This window comes from Bradyrhizobium sp. UFLA01-814, from assembly GCF_046718885.1.
Classification (GTDB): Bacteria; Pseudomonadota; Alphaproteobacteria; order Rhizobiales; family Xanthobacteraceae; genus Bradyrhizobium; species Bradyrhizobium elkanii.
Genome location: NZ_JAQOSR010000038.1, coordinates 1 through 21,765 on the forward strand (window position 1 = coordinate 1; position 21,765 = coordinate 21,765).

Genomic DNA, 21,765 nt, shown 5'->3' on the forward strand with positions numbered 1-21,765 from the left:
TTCGTACTCAAACGAACCACAGTCAATATCCGTCCGGGGGCCTGCGAGGGAGACACCCCCATGGCAACATTTGGCTCAACGCTTCGTCCACCCCCCGGCCTCGACGCCAACCAGCTCACGCCATCCGAGCATCAGCTGCAGATGCGCCGTGCGGTGATCGCCTCCACCGTCGGGACCGCGATCGAGTGGTATGACTTCTTTCTCTACAGCACCGTCACCGGCCTGGTTTTCGCAAAACTGTTCTTTCCGCATTCCGATCCCTGGGTCGGCACGCTGGAAGCCTTCGCCATCTATGCGGTCGGCTTCGTCGCGCGGCCGATCGGGGCTGCGATCTTCGGGCACTATGGCGACCGCATCGGCCGCAAGTCGACGCTGATCGCGACGCTGCTGTTGATGGGCCTGGCGACCGCTGCGGTCGCATTGGTGCCGACCTATTCCAGCATCGGCATCTGGGGCGCGGTGATCCTGACCGTGCTACGCTTCATCCAGGGCGTCGGCGTCGGCGGCGAATGGGGTGGCTCGGTGCTGATGTCGATGGAATGGGCGCGCAACGATCGCTCCCGCGGCCTGATCGCGTCGTGGCCGCAATTCGGCGTGCCCTGCGGGCTGTTCCTCGCCAATCTCGCTGTGCTGGCTTTCAGCCAGATGTCGGGCGACCAGTTCCTGGCGTGGGGCTGGCGCGTTCCGTTCGCGCTCAGCATCGTCCTGGTCGGCGTCGGCCTCTACATCCGGCTCGGCATTCTGGAAACGCCTGTGTTCAGCAAGCTGCTGGCCGAGCGTCAGCTCGACCGCACGCCGATGCTGACGGTGATCCGGGACCATCCGAAGGAGATCCTGCTGTCCGCCTTCGCGCGGATGTCCGAGCAGGCGCCGTTCTACATCTTCACCGCCTTCGTGTTCTCCTACGGCACCGGCACGCTGCACGTTTCGCGCGATTTCCTGCTCACCGCGGTGCTCGCGGCCTCGGTGCTGTCGTTTGTCTCGATCCCGGCGTTCGGGCATCTGTCGGACCAGATCGGCCGCAAGAACATGTACATGATCGGCGCGTTGGTGACCGGCATCTTCGGTTTCATCTACTTCGCGATGCTCAATACCGGATCGGAGTCGATCATCTTCCTCGCGATCATTCTCTCGCTCATTCCGCACGATATGCAGTACGGGCCGCAGGCCGCGCTGATCGCCGAAAGCTTTACCGGACGGCTGCGCTACAGCGGCGCCTCGCTCGGCTATCAGCTCGCATCCGTGATCGCCGGCGGTCCCGCGCCGCTGATCGCGGCGTGGCTGTTCGGCACCTATCATTCGTGGATCGCGATCGCGGTCTACATCGCGCTCTGCGCCGTCATCACGCTGGTCGCGACCGCGCTGATGACCGACTTTACCGGCAAGGACATCAATGCGGCCGGCGCGCATGAACGCCGGGCTTGAGACAGCAATGGAGCAGCAGATGATGAAATGGCGAAAAGAATCGGCGCTCGATCTCTATAACCTCGTCGCCGCGATCTTCCTGCTCGCTGCGCCGTGGCTGTTCGTGCAGGCCAATCCGACCGCGGCGATCGATCTCAGGATCAGCGGTGCGGCGATCGCGATCATGTCGCTGGCGGCGATCGTCGCGTTCTCGATCTGGGAAGAATGGATCAACCTGGTCGTCGGGTGCTGGCTGATCGTCTCGCCCTGGCTGCTCGGCTTCACGCATACCCGCGCGATGCATTTTGCCATCGCCGCCGGCGCGGTGGTGGCGTTCATGGCGCTGCTCGAGCTGTGGCTCGAATACGAGAAGACGCATTTCGGCCCGGACACGCCGCAGGCTGCCGAAAGGCAGTAAGCTCCGCCGCCGGAGAGACCGAGGTGTGGCTCTTCGTCTTTGAGCATGGTCTTCTCGGAAAACCGCTTCGCGCTTTTCCGGATCATGCTCTAGCAGCCGCGGCAAATCCCCTTGATCTTGCGGTCGACGATCGCGTCCTCCTGATCGATGACCTGCTGCGATGTCGATGTCGTCGCCGGAATATCGGCGGCGCGCGGTTGGCGATGGCCGACCGGCGCCGACCACGGCCTGCTCGCGGTTTCGTTTGACGCGTAGGCGCGGGGCTGCTGGACCGCCGCCTGTGCAAAGCAAGCGGTCGCCATTGCCGCGGACATAATCGCAGCCAAGCCCAGTCGTACGCCGGGTCGTCGAAGATCGATCATGAAAATCTCCATACATTCGTCGCCGCGTTTGTGCGCGGCCTTGATGACATGGAGTGCTCCGGTCGCTCCGGTATTCCCCGCTCCATCCGATGTGATCAGGCGCTCGCGGCGCGGTGATCGCGCGTGATGAAATAATTTCCGGGCACTCGCGGTCCTTGATCACAGGAGCCGAGCTAGGTCGGCTTCACCACCGTACGGAGAAATCGCATGACCAAATTGACCCTCGCGGCGCTTGCGCTGGTTGCCGCAGCCGCCTGTTCGGCGCAGGCGTCGGCCGCCGGCAACAACGCTGCGGTGCGGCGCGCCAATGCTTCGATGACGACAACGACGGTCAGCAGCAAGACCACCGATTGTGTGCGCGCGCCGAAGGTCGGATCGTTCGCGACCGCCCCGTTCACCGAGCCGCCCTGCATGCCCGGCACGATGCGCTGACCGCGCACAGCAAAAAGCCCCGGACTCGAGGTCCGGGGCTTTGGGCCTTGCCTCGTCTGCTGAGGCGGTTATTCCGGCTTGCCGATCGTCACCGCGAGCTTGCCGACGCCGTCGACACCGCATTCGAGCTTGTCGGCCACCTGCAGCTGCGAGACGCCGGCGGGCGTGCCGGTCATGATGATGTCGCCGGCGGCGAGCTTCACCTGCTGCGAGAGCTGCCAGATGATTTCAGGCACGTTCCAGATCAGCTCGGTGAGGTCGCCCTTCTGCGCTTCCTTGCCGTTGACGGTGAGCCAGATCTTGCCCGCGGTCGGGTGGCCGATCTTCGCGGCCGGCTGGATCGCCGAGCAGGGCGCGGAATAGTCGAACGACTTGCCGATCTCCCAGGGCCGCTCCTTCTTGCGCGAGGCGATCTGCAGGTCGCGGCGGGTCAGGTCGATGCCGACGGCATAGCCGTAGACATGCTCGAGCGCCTTGTCGGCGGGAATGTTCAGCCCGCCACTCTTCATCGCCACCACCAGCTCGACCTCGTGATGCAGGTCCTTGGTCAGCGGCGGATAGGGGATGGTCGCGCCGTCGGGCACCAGCATGTCGGCATGCTTGCCGAAGAAGAACGGCGGCGCGCGCTCGTCATTGCCCATCTCCCTGATATGCTCGAGATAGTTGCGGCCAACGCACCAGATGCGGCGGACCGGATAGGTGCCGGATTCACCGACGACGGGAAGCGAGGGCTGCGGGGGAAGCGGAATGACGGTGGATGCGGCGTTCATGAACGGGTCCCGGAGGGTTGAAGGAGGGAGCGCGGGCGGTATTTACGCGCTTACGCCGCTCAGGGCTAGTGGCCGCGGCTGCATCCGGCGCAGAGGTGAGGCCAGCTTTCCGCCGAGCGCGGCCGCCTTTGGTCGACAATGGCGGTGGGGCCCATGAGGAAATGGCTTTCGATCGGCGTGGTGCTGATCGTTGTGGCCCTGATCGCCGCCGCCGTCCGCTTTTTCATGGTCGTCCCGGAGCGGATCGACCGGGCGCAGAACAGGGTCCAGCGCGTGGCGCTGGATATCACGCCCGCCGCAACGGACTTGCAGGCGACGCTCGTCGTGGCGGACATGCATGCGGACAGCCTGCTGTGGAAGCGTGACCTGATCGCGCGATCCGATCGCGGCCATATCGATCTGCCGCGCCTGATCGAGGGACACTACGCGCTGCAGGTGTTCTCGTCGGTCACCAAGTCGCCCAGGGGCCAGAACTATGATGCCAACGGCGCCGACACCGACACCATCACGGACCTCGCCATCATCGATCTGCAGCCGCCGCGGACGTGGTTCTCGTTGCTGCAGCGCTCGCTGTGGCATGCCGAGAAATTGCACAGCTTCGCCGAACAGTCCGCCGGACGGCTGCGCCTGATCGCAACGCCGGCCGACCTCGATCGCCTGCTCGCCGACCGCAAGAGCGGCGCGACGGTGGTTGGCGGCATGCTCTCGATCGAGGGTTTGCAGGACATCGAGGGCAATATCGCCAATCTCGACGTGCTCTACGCCGCCGGATTCAGAATGGCCGGTCTCGCGCACTTCTTCGACAATGATGTCGCGGGCTCGATGCACGGCGTCGCAAAGGGCGGGCTGACGCCGCTCGGCCGGCAGGTGGTGCAGCGGATGGAGGCGATGGGCATGATCGTCGACCTCGCGCATGCGAGCCACGCGGCGGTCGGCGAGGTGCTGGCGATGGCGACGCGTCCGGTGGTCTCGAGCCACGGCGGCGTTCAGGCGACCTGCAAGGTCAACCGCAACCTCACCGACGACGAAGTCCGCGGCGTCGCGCGGACCGGCGGCGTGGTCGGCATCGGTTTCTGGCAAGGCGCGGTCTGCTCGCTCGATCCGAAGGACGTGGCGCGGGCGATCGCCCATGTGCGCGACCTGGTCGGAATCGGCCATGTCGGCCTCGGCTCGGATTTCGACGGCTCGACCACGACGGGCTTCGATGCCAGCGAGATCGTCGCCGTGACCCAGGCGCTGATGTCGCGCGGGTTCTCGGAGGACGACATCCGCAAGGTCATGGGCGGCAATGTCCTGCGCGTGCTGCGCGCAGGCATTGCCCCGAGGGGATGACAGGCCCTAGCCGGTGGCGCTGATCGGCGCCAGCGCCAGCGGCGACGGGTCGTGGTGGTGCTGCAGGCGGAAGAACGAGGCGTAACGGCCGCCGCGGCGCAGCAGCTCCTCGTGCCGTCCGCGCTCGACGATCTCGCCGCCCTCGACCACCAGGATCGCGTCGGCATGCATGATGGTGTGCAGGCGGTGCGCGATCACGATCGTGGTGCGGCCCTGGCAGAGATGCTCGATCGCTTCCTGCACCTGCTTCTCGGACTCCGAGTCGAGCGCGGCGGTGGCCTCGTCGAGCAGGATGATCGGCGCGTTCTTGATCAGCGCGCGGGCGACCGCGATGCGCTGGCGTTGCCCGCCGGACAGCTGGGTGCCGTGCTCGCCGACCGGCGTGTCGTAGCCGAGCGGGAAGCTCATGATGAAGTCGTGCGCGCAGGCGGCCTTGGCGGCGTCGACGATCTCTTGCTCGCTGGCGCCCTGCTTGCCGAAGGCGATGTTGGCACGGATGGTATCGCGGAACAGATAGACGTCCTGTCCGACATAGGCGGTCTGCTGCCGCAGCGACTTGCGCGACACTGACGAGATCGGCTGTCCGTCGATCAGGATGTCGCCCTCGCGCGTCTCGTAGAAACGAAGCAGCAAGGCCAGCACGGTTGATTTGCCGCCGCCGGAGGGGCCGACCAGCGCGGTCACCTTGCCGGGCTCGGCCACGAAGCTCATGCGGTTCAGCACCGGCTCGCTCGGCCGATAGGCGAAGCTGACGTCGCGCAGCTCGATCCGCGCGTCGGAGAGTTTCAGGGCCGGCTTGCGGTCATCGGACTGTTCGCTCGCGGGGCTATCGACCACCTCGAGCAGCATCCGCGCGCCGACCAGCTGGCTGTTGAGGTCGATGTTGAGCCGCGCCAGCCGCTTGGCCGGCTCGGTCGCCATCAGGAAGGCGGTCAGGAACGTGAAGAACTGGCCCGGCGTGGAACCGAGCGCCACCACGCTGTAGCCGCCATACATCAGGCAGCCGGCAACCGCGAAGCCGCCGAGCATCTCCATCAGCGGATTGGAACGGTTGGCGACGCGCGCCATCTTGTTGGCATTGCTCTCGACGGTTGCGATGTGCTCGTCGATCCGCTGCTGCATGGTGCCTTCCAGCGTGAACGCCTTCACGGTGCGGATGCCCTGCAGCGATTCCTGCATCGTCTCCATGATGTCGGCGGTGCCGGTGAACTGGTTGTAGGCGAGCCCCTTGATCCGCTTCACCAGCCTGCGCAGCATCAGCATCGCCGGCGGCACCGCCACGAGCCCGATGAACGACATCAGCGGGTCCTGCCAGACCATGACGGTGACCATGCTGATCAGCATCAGGAAGTCGCGGCCGATCGCATTGACCAGCATGTTGAGTACGTCGGTGATCGACTTGGCGCCGGCGGTCAGCCGCGCCAGGAATTCCGACGAGTGCCGCTGCGAGAAGAAGCCGATGCTCTCGCTCATCAGCTTGGCGAACAGTTGCCGCTGGTTGCTGGCGAGGATGGCGTTGGAGATCTTGTTCAGGATCACCATGTGGCCGTAGGTCGCCACGCCCTTGATGAACAGCAGCACCACCGTGATCCCGGCGAACATCGCGATGCCGGGGATGTTCTTGTCGACATAGGCCTGGTTGATCACCTGGCCGAGCACGTAGGTGGCGCCGGCCGTCGAGCCGGCCGCAATGGCCATCAGGGCGAACGCTGTCAGATAGCGCCGCCAATAGGTAATCCCTTGTTCCATGACCAGGCGGCGAATCAGGATCGCCGCGCCATAGGGATCGTCGGTAATTTTCTTTGGAAACTGGGCCATCCGCGTTCCATTGACGGCGGGCAGCGCCGGCCGTCAGGGTTGCGGGACCTCCTTGCCCGCTTGGCGGGGCTTTTTCAAGTACAATAACTGCTTGATAACGGTTTGTTTTTTAGGCCGATTCCGCGTGTCGCGCGGAGCCGGCGCGCTCCCGGAACAGCTTCTCCTCCCAGGCCAGTGCGTGGCTCGCGATGGTCTCGAGATCATCGTAGCGCGGCGTCCAGTCGAGCAGAGAACGGATCCTTGTCGTGTCGGCCACCATGGTCATGATGTCGCCAGGCCGGCGCGCGGCGTAGGCGACCGCGAAATTGCGCATCGAGACCCGGCGCACCGCCTCGATCGTCTCGAGCACGGAATAGCCGCGGCCATAACCGCAATTCATCGTCACCGATTGCCCGCCGGCGCGCAGATAGGACAGCGCCGAGCGATGCGCCTCGACGAGGTCGCTGACATGGATGAAATCCCTGATGCAGCTGCCGTCCTGGGTCGGATAGTCGGTGCCGAACACGTCGATCTTGGCGCGCTGGCCGGTCGCGGCCTCGACCGCGATCTTGAGCAGATGGGTGGCGCCGATGGTGGCAAGGCCGGCGCGGCCCGTCGGGTCGGCGCCGGCGACGTTGAAGTAGCGCAGCACGACGTAGCTCATGCCGTGAGCGGACGCGACGTCGTGCAGCATGATCTCGGTCATCAGCTTCGACGAGCCGTAGGGCGACAGCGGACGCGTCGGTGCGATCTCCGGCACCGGCACCTGGTCCGGGTTGCCGTAGACGGCCGCGGTCGAGGAGAAGATGAAGCGGCTGACGCCGCCCTTCACCGCCGCGTTGAGCAGGCTGCGCGTCGTCATGGTGTTGTTGCGATAGTAGCCGAGCGGATCGCGCATCGAGTCCGGCACCACGACGGAGCCCGCGAAATGGATGATGCTGTCGATGCCGTGCTGGGCGATCACGCCCTCGACGAGGTTCTCGTCGCCGGCATCGCCGATGAACAGCGGCACGCCTTCGGGCAGGAACGCGGAGAAGCCGGTGGAAAGGTTGTCGACCACGACGACGCTCTCGCCGGCATCGACCAGCGCATGAACCATGTGACTTCCGATATAGCCGGCGCCGCCGGTCACGAGCACGGTCATGGATAGAGCTCTCCCGATGTTCTTTAACCGGCGATGCTAGCGGGAGTGCGGTGAAGAGGGGGTTTCGCCGCGGCCGAACTGGCCGCTATGCTTAATGTTGCGTATAGGAACTGGCACGAAACGGAGACTTGAGTGCCGATCGAGAACACACCTGCCGGCGAGCTCGAGCTCATCGTGCCCAATCTGCACCGACGCTATTCGGGTGTTACCGCGACCAATCGCATGGTCGCGCCGAAGCTCGCCAAGATGTTTCGCGCAGCCTGGCTCGGCTCGCATCGGCCCGACGGCATCGACGCGATCGGATTCGCCGGTCTCCTGCGGCTGTGGCGGCGCGCATCGCCGCTGATCTGGCATGCGCGGCGCAACGACGAGATGATCGTCGGGCTCGCGCTGCGGGCGCTCGGCTGGCCGCTGAAACTGATCTTCACCTCGGCCGCGCAGCGCCATCACACCTGGCTGACGCGCTGGCTGATCCGCAACATGGATGCGATCATCGCCACCAGTCCGCTGTCGGCCTCCTATCTGAAGCGCGACGCGACAGTGGTGATGCACGGCGTCGACACCGACCGCTATGCGCCGCCGGCCGATCGCGCGAGCGCCTTCGCCGAGAGCGGATTGCCGGGACGCTATGCGATCGGCTGTTTCGGGCGGGTGCGCGCGCAGAAGGGCAGCGACGTCTTCGTCGAGGCGATGTGCAGGCTGCTGCCGCGCTATCCCGATTTCACCGCCGTCATTGTCGGCGCCGTGGTGCCGGAGCAACTCGCCTTTGCCAACGAGCTGAAGCGGAAGATCGAGGCCGCCGGCCTGCAATCGCGCATCATCATCACGGGCGAACTGCCCATCGAGGACGTCATGCGCTGGTATCAGCGGCTGACGATCTACGCCTTCACCTCGCGCAATGAAGGTTTCGGCCTGACCCTGATCGAGGCGATGTCTGCGGGCGCGGCGCTGGTGGCAGCGCGCGCGGGCGCGGCCGAGTTCGTCGTCGAGGACGGCGTCACCGGCGTGCTGACGCCGCCTGGCGACGCCGATGCGCTGGTGGCCGCGCTGGAGCCCTTGATGCGCGATCCGGCTGCGGCCGCGGCGATGGGGGCGCGGGCGCGGCAACGAGTTGTGGATAAGTTCAGCCTCGATGCCGAGGCGAACGCGATCGCCAAGGTCTACCGCGCGCTGACCTGAGCCAGCACGCGCTGCGCAATCTCCACGACCTCTTCGGGTGCGATGTCGCGCATGCAGCGATGGTCATTCATGGTGCAGACCGTGCGCTGGCACGGCTGGCACGACAGCTTGCTCCTGGTCTGCAGCACCGTCGCGGCGAGGCCGTTGAGGGGCGCCCAGAGATAGGGATCGGTCGGGCCGAAGATGCCCATGGTCGGCGTGCCGATTGCGGCGGCGATGTGCATCAGGCCGGAGTCGTTGGTCACAGCGACGCTGGCCGCGGCCATCGCAAAGATGCCGTTGCGCAGATCGCTGCCGGTGAGGTCGCGGACCCGCGCGCCGCCGACGGCCGAAATCTCCTGCGCCAGCGCCTTCTCGCCGGGGCCGCCGACCACCCAGACGTCGAAGCCGCGTTCGGCGAACAGGCGCGCGGCCTCCGGATAATAGGTCCAGCGTTTCGAGGCGCCGACCGAGCCGGGGCCGAGCGCGATGGCGGGACCGCGGCCGAGGCCGTTAGCCTGCCGCCAGCGTTCGATTTCGTCCGCGGGAACCCGAAGCTGCGGCACCGGCCATTCCGGCGGGCGGGCAGTGCCGTCAGGCAGCGCCAGGATCGCGTTCTTGTCGATGAAGCGCGGCTGCTGCTTTTCACCCCATCGCATCGCGTTGATCAGGCCGAATCGCACCTCGCCAAAGAAGCCGACCCGTTCCGGGATGCCCGCCAGCGCCGGCGCGAGAGCGGCCTTCCAGGTTCGCGGCAGCACCAGCGCGGTGGCGTAGTTCCGTCGGCGAAGCTCGGCCGCGAGGGCCTGCTGCTGGGCCAGCGCCAGCCGGCTGCGCGGCAGGTCAGACACGATCCCGGCGCGAACATCGGGCATATAATCGACCAAAGGGGCGCAAAGCCTGGACGTCAGAAGGTCGATCGGCCGGTTCGGCCAACGCTTGCGGAGCACCCTGACCACGGTGTGGCCGCGCACGAAATCGCCGATCCAAACATAGGGCACGACGAGGATAGGTCTGGTATCCCCGGCATCCTGTGTTTCGATATCAGATATTGAATCAATATTCATTTCTAAATAGGCCAAGGCCGATCGGGCGCGGCCAAGTCGGTAACCGGTTCGCGATGAGAGGTAAAGCCGTCGTTGCCTGCGACGCGGGAGTGGGGCAAAGCTGACGGCTGCAAAGGAATCTGGCGGGATTTCATCATGTTTCTGGTAACCGGGGGCGCCGGTTTTATCGGATCGAACGTCGTGGCCGCGTTGAACGACGCCGGGCGCAGCGACGTCGCGGTCTGCGATCTGCTTGGGCAGGACGGCAAGTGGCGGAACCTGGCCAAGCGCCAGCTTGCCGATGTCGTTCCGCCGGCCGAGCTCGGCGACTGGCTGAAAGGGCGGCGGCTCACCGCCGTGATCCATCTCGGCGCCATTTCCGAGACCACGGCAACCGACGGCGACCTGGTGATCGAGACCAATTTCCGTCTCTCGATGCGGCTGCTCGACTGGTGCACGGCGAATGCCACGCCGTTCATCTATGCCTCCTCGGCCGCGACCTATGGCGACGGCGAACAGGGGTTTGACGACGACGCGTCGGTCGAGGCGCTCAGGCGGCTGCGGCCGATGAACCTGTACGGCTGGAGCAAGAACCTGTTCGACCTTGCGGTCGCCGAGCGCGCGGCGAAGGGCGCGCCTCTGCCGCCGCAATGGGCCGGGCTGAAATTCTTCAACGTGTTCGGCCCCAATGAATATCACAAGGGCCCGATGATGAGCGTGCTGGCGCGCCGCTTCGACGACATCAAGGCGGGCCGCGCCGTGCAGCTGTTCAAGTCGCATCGCGAGGGCATCGCCGACGGCGATCAGCGCCGCGACTTCATCTATGTCGACGACGTCGTGCGGGTGATGATGTGGCTGATCGCGACGCCGCGGGTCTCCGGGCTGTTCAATGTCGGTACCGGCAGGGCGCGCAGCTTCAAGGACCTGATCGTCTCGGCCTATGGCGCGCTCGGGCTGGAGCCGAACATCCAGTATGTCGACATGCCCGAGCAGATTCGCGGCAGCTACCAGTACTTCACCCAGAGCGTAGTCGATCGTCTCGGGCGCGCCGGATACAATGGCGGTTTCACCCGCCTGGAAGACGCAGTCGGGGCCTATGTGAAGGGCTTTCTCGACCGCGCGGATCGCTATCGCTAGAGCGGATGACGGTGACTGATGTTCGATTTTGAAGCGATCTCGCGTGCGATGTCCGGCCAGACCGTGCTGTGCGTCGGCGACCTCATGCTCGACGAGTTCGTCTACGGCGAGGTGTCGCGAATCTCGCCGGAGGCGCCGGCGCCGGTGATCGCGGTCAGGCGCAGCGAGACCAATATCGGCGGCGCCGGCAACGTCGCGCGCAACATCGCTGCGCTTGGCGGGCGCTGCATCTTCGTCGGCCTGATCGGCGAGGACGCCGCCGGCGCGGCGCTGGCGCTGGCGCTGGCGAAGGAAGCCGCTATCGAGACCGTGCTGGTGCGCGACGCCGCCCGTCCGACCACGCGCAAGGTGCGCTTCGTCTCCGAGCAATTCTCGACCCACATGCTGCGCTCCGACTGGGAGTTCGCCGCGCCGGCCGCGCCGGCCATCGAGCAGCAGCTGATCGACGCGATCCTGCCGCGGCTTGCGCGGGCCGACATCGTGCTGCTGTCGGATTACGCCAAGGGCGTGCTCACCGCGCGGGTGATCCGCAATGTGATCGACGCGGCGCGCCAGGCGCAAAAGCGCGTCATCGTCGACCCCAAGAGCGCCAATCTCGCGATCTATCGCGGCGCGACCGTGCTGACGCCGAACCGCAAGGAATTCGCCGAGGCGACCCGCAGCCGCGCCGACAGCCAGGACAGCATCGCGCAGGCCGCGCCCGATGCGATGTACCTCGCGGATTGCGAGGCGATGCTGGTGACGCAGGGCGAGCGCGGCATGACGCTGGTGACGCGGGGCGGCGAGTCGATCCATGTGCCGGCGCTGCCGGTCAAGGTGCGCGACGTCTCCGGCGCCGGCGATACCGTTGCCGCGGCGCTGGCGCTGGCGCTGGCGGGCGGCGCCGACTGGGAAGGCGCGCTGCGGATCGCGAGCGCGGCGGCGGCGGTTGCGGTCGGCAAGACCGGTACCGCGATCGTCAAGTCCGCCGAATTGCGCCGAAGGATCCTGCCGCACGCTTCGCTGGCGGCCGAGGAGAAGATCGTCCCGGCCGGCGGCGACATCGATGCATGCCTCGAGGAGTGGCGCAGGCAGGATCTGCGCATCGGCTTCACCAATGGCTGCTTCGACATCCTGCACCCCGGCCACGTCAAGGTGCTGACCGCCGCGCGCGGCGCCTGTGATCGCCTCGTCGTCGGGCTGAACAGCGACGCCTCGGTGAAGCGGCTGAAGGGCGAGGGGCGTCCGGTGCAGGACGAGCGCGCCCGCGCCGAGGTGCTGGCGGCGCTGGAAGCCGTCGACCTCGTCGCGATCTTCGAGGAGGACACGCCGATCAATCTGATCACGCAGGTGCGGCCGAGCGTGCTGGTCAAGGGCGGCGACTATACCCGCGAGCAGGTGGTCGGCTACGAGATCGTCGAAGCCGCCGGCGGCGAGGTGGTGCTGGTCGAGATCCTGCCCGGCCACAGCACGACGTCGCTGGTTGCGCGGGCCCGTGAGGGCAAGGCGTGAGCGCAAGCATGGCATCCCCGGCAGGCGCCGCGGCGTGTCCGGCCTGGCGCGATCCGGCGCGCTGGCAGACCGCGACCGATGTGGTCGCGGTCCTGATCGCGCTGTCGCTGCCGTGGTCGACCTCGCTGGTCGGCATCTTCGGCGTGGTGCTGCTGATCGCGATTGCGCCGACGGTCGATCTGAAGGCGTTCTGGGCGCTGCTGAAGCGGCCGATCTGCCTGGCGCCAGTCGCGTTGTTTTGCCTCGCGCTTGTCGGCACGCTCTGGTCGGACGCGGCCTGGGGCGCGCGATTCTACGCGGTCGGGCCGACCGCAAAGCTCCTCGTGCTGCCGGTCCTGCTCTATCATTTTCAGCGCTCGGCCCGCGGGACCTGGGTGTTCGTCGCTTTCCTGGTCTCCTGCACGCTGTTGATGCTGATGTCCTGGCTGGTGCTTGCCTATCCGCACCTCGCGCTGAGGGCGCCTGCGCCGGGTGAGCAGGGAGTTTTCGTCAAGAACTACATCGACCAGAGCCAGGAATTCACCTTGTGCGCGGTCGCGCTGGCCTATCCGGTCGTGATGCTGCTGCGGGCCAAACGCATCCTGCCGGCCATGTTGCTGATTGCGATTGCGCTCAGCCTGTTCGCCAACATGGCGATGGTGGTGGTATCGCGGACTGCATTGGTGACGGTTCCGATTATGTTCGCGGTGTTTGCGCTGCTCCATCTGCGCTGGCGCAGCATCGTCCTGATCCTTTGCGCGGCCGCTGCGTTCGCCGTGGTGGCGTGGTATGGCTCGCCGCAATTGCGCTCGACGGCCGAGTCGTTCGAGCGCGACTACAAGCTCTACATGCAGCGCAACGAGCCGACCTCGGTCGGTCTGCGGCTCGAATTCTGGCGAAAGTCGCTCGGCTTCTTCGCCGAGGCCCCGGTCATCGGCCATGGCACCGGAGCGACCCGGGGCCTATTCGAGCGCGTGGCAACGGGTGGTGTGACCCAGGCCTCCGGCGAAGTGATCGGCAACCCTCACAATCAAACGTTGAACGTCGCCGTGCAGTGGGGCATTGTGGGTGTGGCGATCCTGTATGCGATGTGGCTGCTGCACCTCTTGCTGTTCCGCGGCGACGGTCTCGTCAACTGGATCGGGCTTCTCGTCGTAGTACAGAATATTACGAGTTCGTTGTTTAATTCACACATCTTCGACTTTCACGAAGGCTGGATGTATGTGCTGGGCGTCGGGGTCGCGGGCGGCATGGCGTTGAAGGGGCAATTGGGGGCCGATATGGAACCCGAACCTCCTGCTCGTCCATGATCGCTGGCAAGGGCGCTGCAGATGCGCTATCAGCCTGCCAAATGTCTCACCGCAAACTCCCAGTTGCCGGCAACCCGTCCGTTAGATGACGCGTCTTTCACAATTTACCCTGCGCAACTTCCTGATTTTGCTGCATGACGCGCTCGCGACGACGTTTGCGTTGCTGGCGAGCTTCTATCTGCGTTTTGAGGGCAGCCTCCTTACCGATCGACTGCCGCATCTGCTGCTGATTCTGCCCTGGTTCGTGCTGTTCAGCGTTTTCGTCAGCTATTTCTCCAATCTGACCACGGCGAAATGGCGCTTCACCTCGCTGCCGGACGCGGTGAATATCCTGCGGGTCGCAGCGGTGCTGACGCTGGCACTGGTCGTGCTGGACTACGTCTACTTCTTCACCGGAACGAATTCGCAAAGCCCGGTGTTCCTCGGCCGGGTCACGATCATCCTGTTCTTCTTCCTCGAGGTGTTCGCGCTGAGCGCGTTGCGCCTCGGCTACCGCTATTTCCGCTATTCGCGCACGCGGCTGCATGCCCGATCCGACAATGCCGCGTCGGCGCTGCTGGTCGGACGTACGGCCGATGCCGAAGTCGTGCTGCGCGGCATCGAGAATGGCGCCATCAAGCGGCTCTGGCCGGTCGGCGTGCTCTCGCCGTCGGACGCGGACCGCGGCCAGATGATCCGCAACATTCCCGTGGTCGGCGGTGTCGACGACATCGAGGCCGTGATTCGGGATTTCGAGACCCGCCAGCGGCCGATCAAGCGCGTGGTCATGACACCGTCGGCCTTCGAACCCGAAGCACATCCGGAGAGCGTGCTGATGCGCGCCCGGCGGCTCGGCGTGATGGTCAGTCGCCTGCCGTCGCTGGAGGGTGGCGATGCGCCGCGACTGACCAACGTCGCCGTCGAGGACCTGCTGCTGCGCCCGAGCCAGAAGATCGACTACGCGCGGCTCGAGACGCTGGTGCGGGGCAAGTCGGTCATCGTCACCGGCGGCGGCGGCTCGATCGGCGCCGAAATCTGCGAACGGGTCGCGACCTTCGGCGCCGCGCGCCTCCTGGTCGTGGAGAACTCGGAGCCGGCGCTCTATGCGGTCACCGAGGCGCTGTCCGCGCGCGACTCCGGCCCCGAGATCGAGGGCCGGATCGCCGATATCCGGGATCGCGAGCGCATCACGCGGCTGATGAGCGAGTTCAAGCCCGACATCGTGTTCCATGCCGCGGCGCTCAAGCATGTGCCGATCCTGGAGCGCGACTGGAGCGAAGGGGTCAAGACCAACATCTTCGGGTCGGTGAACGTGGCCGACGCCGCGCATGCCGCGGGCGCGAGCGCAATGGTGATGATCTCGACCGACAAGGCGATCGAGCCGGTGTCGATGCTGGGCCTGACCAAGCGGTTCGCCGAGATGTATTGCCAGGCGCTGGACCATGACCTGATGACCGAGGCAAAGGGCAAGCCGCACATGCGGCTGATCTCGGTGCGGTTCGGCAATGTGCTGGCGTCCAATGGATCGGTGGTGCCGAAATTCAAGGCGCAGATCGAGGCCGGCGGACCGATCACGGTAACCCATCCGGACATGGTTCGCTACTTCATGACGATCCGCGAGGCCTGCGATCTCGTGATCACCGCGGCGACGCACGCCGTGACGCCGGCGCGGCCTGACGTCTCGGTCTATGTGCTGAACATGGGGCAACCGGTGAAGATCGTCGATCTCGCCGAGCGGATGATCCGTCTGTCGGGCCTGCAACCCGGCGTCGACGTCGAGATCGTATTTAGCGGCATCCGCCCCGGCGAGCGGCTGAACGAGATCCTGTTCGCAAGCCAGGAGCCGACGCTCGAGATCGGGGTCGCCGGTGTCATGGCGGCCAAGCCGAACCAGCCTCCGATGTCGACGCTGCGCAAGTGGCTCGCGGCGCTGGAGGATGCGATCGAGAGAGATGACCGTGTGACCATCCGCGCCGTCCTTCAGGACGCCGTGCCCGAGTTCGGATCGAATGCCGCCTGACCGCGCCGTTCTGCGGACGCCGAGACAGGACCGTTTCGAAAGCCATTGATGCGTAGTTCTCGAAAAGTCGTGGTCGTCAGCCAGCACTATCCGCCGGACCACAGCACGACCGCCGCGATCATGTCTGCGATCGCCGAACGGATCGCGCAGGAGTCGGAGGTGCTGGTGGTCTCCGGGATGCCGGGCTCGGCGCGGGCGCCGGCGCCCGGGCGTCCCGCCGTCGTCGAGATCAGGAACTGGCTGCCTGGAAAGGCGGCGCTGATCAAGCGCGCGCTGGCCGAGGCGCTGTTCACCGGCCGGATCTTTTTTGCGCTGTTGTCGCGCCTGAAGCGGGGCGACGTGGCGCTGACGGTGACCGCTCCCTTCGCGCTGCCCTATGCGGTTGCCGCCGCGGCAAGGTTGAAGGGGGCCAAGTCGGCGCTGATCCTGCACGACCTGTTTCCCGATGTGCTCGTGATGGCCGGGCTGCTGCGGCCGTCCTCGCTGGTCGCGCGGGCGATGCGCGCGATCAACGCGCTGATGTTCCGGGCCCTGAACGCTGTCATCGTGATCGGCCGCGACGCCGAGAAGCTGCTGCTGCGCTATGGCGGAATGACACAGGACAAGATCAGGTTCATCCCGAACTGGGCCACGCTCGCGCCCGGCAACCGTCCCGTGAGCCCCGACAATCCGTTTCGCAAGGCGATCGCCGCGCGCTTCGTCGTCGGGCTGTCCGGCAATCTCGGCTTCACCCACGATCCGGACATCGTGTTCGAGGCCGCGCGGCTGCTGCGTGACGAAGGCGAGATCCATTTTCTGCTCTCGGGGTGGGGCATCGGCTTCGCGCGGCTCAAGGAGCTGCGGGCCACCGCGCGGCTTGCCAACGTCACGCTGGTCGACCGCGTCGCGGACAGCGAGCTGGATGCGCTGCTCTCCAGCGCAGACGTCTGGCTCATTCCCTATCGCAAGGATGTCGCCGGCGTGTCGGTGCCGAGCCGGTTCTACAATCTGCTCGCTGCCGGCCGGCCCGTCATTCTCGTCTCCGAGCCAGAGGCCGAGGCTGCGCTCACCGTCAGCGAAAACCGGCTGGGCTGGGTCGTCACGCCGGGAAGGCCCGATCAACTCGCCGAAGCCATCCGCCTGGCGTCGCGATCGCGGGACACCGCGATGGCCGAGCGCGCCGTCGCGACCGCGCGGAACTTCAGTCCCGAGCGGGCGCTCGCGAGCTACGCTGCGCTGGTCCGGGAGCTGCTATCCAATCGCGATGTGGAGCGGACGGTATGAATAATGGTCACCGGACGGTTCTGGTCACGGGCGCCAGCGGCTTTGTCGGCCGCCATGTGGTGCCCGCGCTGGCGCGCGGCGGCTGGGTGGTGCGACGCGCGGTGCGAACTCCACCGCGCGATGCAAACGACGTGATGATCGGCTCGCTCAGTCCCGCCACCGATTGGCGCGCCGCGCTCGACGGGGTGGAGGCGGTTGTGCATCTTGCGGCCCGCGTTCATCAGCAGTCCGACGAACGCGCGATAGAGCTCTATCGCAACGTCAATATCGAGGGCACGCTGCATTTGGCGCGGTCCGCGGTCGCTGCGGGCATTCGCGATTTCATTTTCGTCAGCACGATCCTGGTGCATGGGCGCAGCAATTACGGGCGTCCTCCGTTTCGCGAGGACGATGTCCTGACGCCGCGCGGCCTCTACGGAAACTCGAAGGCGGCCGCCGAGGTCGGCTTGAAGGAAATTGTGCCGGGCAGCGGCATGAGGGTGACCGTCATCAGGCCGCCGCTAATCTACGGGGCCGGTGCGAAGGGAAATTTCGCCCTGCTCAAGCGCGCGGTGCTCAATGGCTTGCCGCTACCGCTCGCTTATGTGAAGAATCGCCGCGCGTTCCTGTCGGCGGAAAACCTCGCGTCGTTCATCTTGCACCGGTTGTCGCACCCGGGAGATGATTTCGACGTGTTCCTGGTGGCTGACCGCGAGCAGGTCTCGACGCGGGAATTCGTCGAGCGTCTGGCCCGGGCGGCGGACACCTCGCCGCGTCTGTTCTGGCTGCCGCCGCTGCTGTTGAAGATGGCGCTCGGGATCAGCGGCCGCAAGGAAGCCTATGACAGCCTGTTCGCCTCGCTCGAGCTTGATCTTTCCAAGATCGCGGGCACCGGATGGCAGCAGCCGATCAGCCTCGACGAGGGGCTGCGGCGCGCGCTGCGTCAAACGGACAGCTGAGGCGATCAGAGCGGTCGGGAGAACCGCCGCAGCTGCCAGGCGACGGTGAGCGCGCCGGCCAGCAGCAGCGCGATGTCCGCAGTGAGCGAATTGAGGGCGACCGAGGTGAATGCGAGCAGCGCCAGCGCCGCGTTAAGCGCAAACACCTCGCCGACGACGCGCCACACCGTGAACCCGTTGTCGGTCGCGCGCTGGTAGAAGTGCGAGCGATGCGCGGCCCAGAATGGCTCGCGCCGCGCCATGCGGCGAAACAGCGTGACCGTCGCATCCGTCAAATAATACAGCGGCAGCAGCAGCGCGGCGGCGAACTGCCGGTGCAGGGCGAGCTCGAGCAGGCACCAGCCGAGCAGCAGGCCGATCGGCAGGCTGCCGACATCGCCGAGGAATATCCTTGCGACCGGTCGGTTGAACGGCGCGAAGCCGAGCAGCGCGCCGCACAGCGCTGCCGCGACCAGCGCGGGAGCTGCGGGGAGATAGCCGAAGCTGCCGAGCAGGGCGATCGCCACGGTGATCGGCACGGCCTCGGCCGCGGTCATCAGGTCGAGCCCGTCCATGAAGTTGACGAGGTTCACGAACCAGAGGCCGGCGATCAGCAGCAGGCCGCGTTCGAGCCAGACCGGGCCGGCCGGAACCAGCCTGAGACCATCAGGCGCGGAAAACACCACGGCCGCAACGGCGGCGGCCTGCAGCAGCAGCCGCGGGACGACGGGCAGCGAGCGGATGTCGTCGGCAAAACCCACCACCGCGATGAACAGGCAGGCCGCGAACACGATGAAGGGAATAGTCAGGTTCTGCGATCCGGCCAGGACGATGACGATTCCGCCCGCCAGCAGCGTCGCCGCCGTGACCGCGATGCCGGCACCCTGCGGCGTTGGAATACGGTGCGACGAGCGCGCATTCGGCTTCGCCAGCGCCACACGCAGCAGCAGCGGCCGCGTCGCCTGGATCAGGACAGCCGAGATCGACGCAGCCAGAACCGCCGCGATCAATGACAGGAGGATTTCGAAAGCGCTCATTCTGGTCCGGCTATTGCGATCCCGGGACTCGCGATTGCGATCCCGGGACTTCGATCGGTTCTGTGCCCTTGGCGGCCTTTTCCGGGCTCAGGATCCAGACCAAGCCGCCAAACACGCCAACCACGAACGATACCGCGCCGAATAACAGCGAGATGTTGACGCCTTCATTGGCGATCAATCCGGCGTAGCCGAAGGCCAGCGCCATCGTGGCCTCGCGTACGCCCCAGCCCGCGATCGAGATCGGCATCATCGTGATCAGCATCACCGGCGGCAACAATTGGAATATCTGGCCGAAGGTGACGGGCGCGGTGATCGATTTCACCACGCACCAGGCGATCACGACGGTCACCACGTGAATGGCGATCGAGAGAATTGCGACCCTCAATCCGCGCTTGCGGCTGAACAACACCCGGTTCGCGATGACCGCGCAGGCGTGGATGTGATGCGTCGCCCACCATTGCTTCAGCCAGACCCAAGGCAACACGCCGATCAGCAGGAAGCCAAATCCGGCCGCGAGTGCGGCGAGGTCGAGAAGCAGCAACGCCATCCAGCCGTGGGAATCAGAAATCAGCCGATAGCTCCATGGCAGGGTGGCGGCGATGACGACGGCGAGGGCGATCAGTCCGATCGCGCGGTCGACGAAAATCGAATAGGTGGCTGCGCGCCAGCCCGCACCGGCGCGCGCGACGAGCCAAAGCCGGACCGCGTCGCCGCCGATCGAGGACGGCAGTGTCTGGTTGAAGAAGGTGCCGATCACGTTGAAGCGCATGGCCTGGCCTGTCTCCAGCGGGGCTCCGCACTCCACGCTGATCTCCCGCCAGCGCAACACCCCGAGGAAGATCTGCAGGAACGTGACCGCGATCGCGAGGCCGAGCCAGCCCAGGCTCTCGGCCTGGATACGGGAGGCAAGGTCGTACAGATTGACCTTGCGCAGCGAGAAATAGAGCAGCGCTGCCGAGATCAGGATCTTGACGGTCGAAAGCAGGATTCGGCGCATTTCCGTTCGGCTGCCAGGTTTCAGAATGTGTCAAAAACAGCGCAAAACGCTTTCGCGCGCCCAAATTCGCCGCCTTGGTATGGTTTCCGCGCCGATCTGGCAATACCCGTACTGGTCCCTATTGCGGCAGGCGCGAAGGGGTGGCTAAAGAGGCCGGAACGGGGGACGGCCGGCCACTCACCGGGGATTTACGTTACCGGTAAAATCCGACCAGACGCGTGGGGGCGCGTGCTACTGCTTGGATAGTGCTTCCGAGGCAACAGGGCCGCCGGCCGCGACGGCCCCGGGCCGACTTGGTGTGTCGTCCGCAGGCGGATACGACAGGACTTTTGCACGACAGGACTTGAGGCATCGATGGATCGACGAATTATTCCCCTGATCATGTGCGGCGGCGCGGGCACGCGGCTGTGGCCGGCGTCACGCGAGGTGCATCCGAAGCAGTTCCTGTCGCTGTTCGGGGCCCGCTCGACCTTCCAGGAGACGCTGCTGCGGGTCTCCGATGCCGGCCTGTTCGAGCGTCCGATCGTGATCACGAACGAGGCCTATCGCTTCATGGTGCTGGAGCAGCTGGCCGAGATCGGCCGCGAGGCCGACGTGCTGCTGGAGCCGATGCGCCGCGACTCGGGGCCGGCGATCGCGGCCGGTGCGGCGTTCGCGCAGAGCCGCGATAGCGAAGCGATCGTGCTGGCGCTGGCCGCCGACCATCTGGTGCGGGACACCGCGGCTTTCGTTGCCGCGTGCCGCGGCGGGTTGGTGGCCGCGGACGCCGGCCGCATCGTGACATTCGGCGTCAAGCCGGAGCGGCCGGCTACCGAATACGGCTACATCAATCCGGGTGAGGCGGTCGCCGGCGAGGTGCGCACGGTGGCGAAATTCGTCGAGAAGCCGGATGCCGCGACGGCGGCGGGCTATATCGATGCAGGTTATCTCTGGAACAGCGGCAACTTCATGTTCCGCGCCGGCGTGCTGCTCGACGAGTACCGCAATGTCGATGCGGACAGCGTGGCCTCGGTGGAGCAGTCGGTCGCGTCGGCGGGGCGCGATCTCGGCTTCGTCAAGCTCGATGCACCGGCCTTCGGTGCGGCGAAGGCGATCTCGATCGATTACGCGGTCATGGAGAAGACATCGCGTGCCGCGGTGGTGCCGGTGGCATGCGGATGGTCCGACATCGGCTCGTGGCGTCAGGTCTGGGAGCTGTCGGACAAGGACAGCCTGGGCAACGCTGCGCGCGGCACCGCGGTGTTCGAGGACTCCCGCAATTGCAACGTCTCGACCGACCGGGCGCTGGTTGCGCTCGAAGGCGTCGATGACCTCGTCGTGGTCGCGACCCAGGACGCCGTGCTGGTGTCACGCCAGAAGGACGCCAACGGACTGAAGCGGCTGGTCGCGAAATTGAAAGTGGCGGCGCCGGAGGTGACCGAGAATCACATCAAGGTGCATCGCCCCTGGGGCTCCTATCAGTCGGTCGACAATGGCGATCGCCACCAGGTCAAGCGCATCGTCGTCAAGCCGGGCGGACGGCTGTCGCTGCAGAAACACCATCACCGCTCCGAGCACTGGATCGTGGTGCGCGGCACCGCGCAGGTCACCGTCAACGAGCTGATCAAGACGGTGCACGAGAACGAATCGATCTACATCCCGATCGGCGCGGTGCACCGGCTGGAGAACCCGGGCAAGATCCAGCTCGAGCTGATCGAGGTGCAGACCGGCAGCTACCTCGGCGAGGACGACATCATTCGCATCGAGGATGACTATCGGCGCACCTGAGGCGA

At 66.0% G+C, this 21,765-nt stretch carries 19 protein-coding genes; 12 read left to right on the forward strand and 7 right to left on the reverse strand.

Annotated elements, in window-relative coordinates; all coding sequences use genetic code 11:
• Nucleotides 1–60: 60 nt before the first annotated feature.
• Both PMN64_RS14010 and PMN64_RS14015 read left to right on the forward strand, forming a co-directional pair.
• Nucleotides 61–1,425 carry an MFS transporter gene (locus PMN64_RS14010; protein WP_411781096.1) on the forward strand — a complete coding sequence of 455 codons (1,365 nt, stop codon included), beginning with the start codon at nucleotides 61–63 and terminating at the stop codon, nucleotides 1,423–1,425.
• 22 nt (nucleotides 1,426–1,447) lie between these two features.
• Nucleotides 1,448–1,822 carry an SPW repeat protein gene (locus tag PMN64_RS14015; protein WP_321177649.1) on the forward strand — a complete coding sequence of 125 codons (375 nt, stop codon included), beginning with the start codon at nucleotides 1,448–1,450 and terminating at the stop codon, nucleotides 1,820–1,822.
• 89 nt (nucleotides 1,823–1,911) lie between these two features.
• On the opposite strand, the gene PMN64_RS14020 is transcribed toward PMN64_RS14015, so the two are convergent.
• Entirely contained in the window at nucleotides 1,912–2,184 is a 273-nt protein-coding gene (locus PMN64_RS14020) for a hypothetical protein (protein WP_321176984.1), read from the reverse strand.
• A 207-nt stretch (nucleotides 2,185–2,391) separates the two neighbouring features.
• Between PMN64_RS14020 and PMN64_RS14025 the strand changes: the two genes are divergently transcribed.
• The gene (locus tag PMN64_RS14025; RefSeq protein ID WP_057016719.1) at nucleotides 2,392–2,616 is read left to right on the forward strand and encodes a hypothetical protein; all 225 of its coding nucleotides are present in this window, start codon (nucleotides 2,392–2,394) and stop codon (nucleotides 2,614–2,616) included.
• 68 nt (nucleotides 2,617–2,684) lie between these two features.
• Here PMN64_RS14025 and PMN64_RS14030 read toward each other — a convergent pair whose 3' ends face one another.
• Nucleotides 2,685–3,386, reverse strand: coding sequence for a fumarylacetoacetate hydrolase family protein (locus PMN64_RS14030; protein WP_411781097.1), 702 nt, complete (start codon nucleotides 3,384–3,386; stop codon nucleotides 2,685–2,687).
• A gap of 153 nt (nucleotides 3,387–3,539) precedes the next feature.
• Here PMN64_RS14030 and PMN64_RS14035 point away from each other — a divergent pair, with 153 nt between their 5' ends.
• A complete protein-coding gene (locus PMN64_RS14035; protein ID WP_411781098.1) occupies nucleotides 3,540–4,718 on the forward strand; it encodes a dipeptidase in 1,179 nt (392 codons plus the stop codon).
• A gap of 6 nt (nucleotides 4,719–4,724) precedes the next feature.
• Here the strand turns inward: PMN64_RS14035 and PMN64_RS14040 are convergent, their stop codons facing one another.
• Both PMN64_RS14040 and galE read right to left on the reverse strand, forming a co-directional pair.
• A complete protein-coding gene (locus tag PMN64_RS14040; RefSeq protein WP_411781099.1) occupies nucleotides 4,725–6,536 on the reverse strand; it encodes an ABC transporter ATP-binding protein in 1,812 nt (603 codons plus the stop codon).
• 109 nt (nucleotides 6,537–6,645) lie between these two features.
• Nucleotides 6,646–7,659 carry a UDP-glucose 4-epimerase GalE gene (gene galE, locus PMN64_RS14045; RefSeq protein ID WP_411781100.1) on the reverse strand — a complete coding sequence of 338 codons (1,014 nt, stop codon included), beginning with the start codon at nucleotides 7,657–7,659 and terminating at the stop codon, nucleotides 6,646–6,648.
• 138 nt (nucleotides 7,660–7,797) lie between these two features.
• Between galE and PMN64_RS14050 the strand changes: the two genes are divergently transcribed.
• A complete protein-coding gene (locus PMN64_RS14050; protein ID WP_411781122.1) occupies nucleotides 7,798–8,838 on the forward strand; it encodes a glycosyltransferase family 4 protein in 1,041 nt (346 codons plus the stop codon).
• Here the strand turns inward: PMN64_RS14050 and waaF are convergent.
• Complete coding sequence (waaF, locus tag PMN64_RS14055; protein WP_411781101.1) at nucleotides 8,820–9,884, reverse strand: lipopolysaccharide heptosyltransferase II; 1,065 nt, start codon at nucleotides 9,882–9,884, stop codon at nucleotides 8,820–8,822. The genes PMN64_RS14050 and waaF overlap by 19 nt on opposite strands.
• A 135-nt stretch (nucleotides 9,885–10,019) precedes the next feature.
• On the opposite strand from waaF, the gene rfaD reads away from it, so the two are divergent.
• From rfaD to PMN64_RS14085, 6 genes are all read left to right on the forward strand, one after another.
• The gene (gene rfaD, locus PMN64_RS14060; protein ID WP_411781102.1) at nucleotides 10,020–11,000 is read left to right on the forward strand and encodes an ADP-glyceromanno-heptose 6-epimerase; all 981 of its coding nucleotides are present in this window, start codon (nucleotides 10,020–10,022) and stop codon (nucleotides 10,998–11,000) included.
• A gap of 18 nt (nucleotides 11,001–11,018) precedes the next feature.
• On the forward strand, nucleotides 11,019–12,491 hold the full coding sequence (gene rfaE1 / locus PMN64_RS14065) for a D-glycero-beta-D-manno-heptose-7-phosphate kinase (RefSeq protein ID WP_411781103.1): 1,473 nt from the start codon (nucleotides 11,019–11,021) through the stop codon (nucleotides 12,489–12,491).
• Between the two features lie 8 nt (nucleotides 12,492–12,499).
• Nucleotides 12,500–13,780, forward strand: coding sequence for an O-antigen ligase family protein (locus PMN64_RS14070; protein ID WP_411781104.1), 1,281 nt, complete (start codon nucleotides 12,500–12,502; stop codon nucleotides 13,778–13,780).
• An 85-nt stretch (nucleotides 13,781–13,865) separates the two neighbouring features.
• The gene (locus PMN64_RS14075) at nucleotides 13,866–15,779 is read left to right on the forward strand and encodes a nucleoside-diphosphate sugar epimerase/dehydratase (RefSeq protein ID WP_141340692.1); all 1,914 of its coding nucleotides are present in this window, start codon (nucleotides 13,866–13,868) and stop codon (nucleotides 15,777–15,779) included.
• A gap of 48 nt (nucleotides 15,780–15,827) precedes the next feature.
• Entirely contained in the window at nucleotides 15,828–17,042 is a 1,215-nt protein-coding gene (locus tag PMN64_RS14080; RefSeq protein WP_411781105.1) for a glycosyltransferase family 4 protein, read from the forward strand.
• The gene (locus PMN64_RS14085) at nucleotides 17,039–17,980 is read left to right on the forward strand and encodes an NAD-dependent epimerase/dehydratase family protein (RefSeq protein ID WP_253607831.1); all 942 of its coding nucleotides are present in this window, start codon (nucleotides 17,039–17,041) and stop codon (nucleotides 17,978–17,980) included. The genes PMN64_RS14080 and PMN64_RS14085 overlap by 4 nt, the downstream gene beginning before the upstream one ends.
• A 5-nt stretch (nucleotides 17,981–17,985) precedes the next feature.
• On the opposite strand, the gene PMN64_RS14090 is transcribed toward PMN64_RS14085, so the two are convergent.
• Entirely contained in the window at nucleotides 17,986–18,996 is a 1,011-nt protein-coding gene (locus PMN64_RS14090) for a glycosyl transferase (RefSeq protein WP_253607832.1), read from the reverse strand.
• A 10-nt stretch (nucleotides 18,997–19,006) separates the two neighbouring features.
• Complete coding sequence (locus PMN64_RS14095) at nucleotides 19,007–19,993, reverse strand: lysylphosphatidylglycerol synthase transmembrane domain-containing protein (RefSeq protein ID WP_253607833.1); 987 nt, start codon at nucleotides 19,991–19,993, stop codon at nucleotides 19,007–19,009.
• Nucleotides 19,994–20,347: 354 nt separating this feature from the next.
• Here PMN64_RS14095 and PMN64_RS14100 point away from each other — a divergent pair, with 354 nt between their 5' ends.
• Complete coding sequence (locus PMN64_RS14100; RefSeq protein ID WP_411781106.1) at nucleotides 20,348–21,760, forward strand: mannose-1-phosphate guanylyltransferase/mannose-6-phosphate isomerase; 1,413 nt, start codon at nucleotides 20,348–20,350, stop codon at nucleotides 21,758–21,760.
• Nucleotides 21,761–21,765 lie beyond the last annotated feature (5 nt).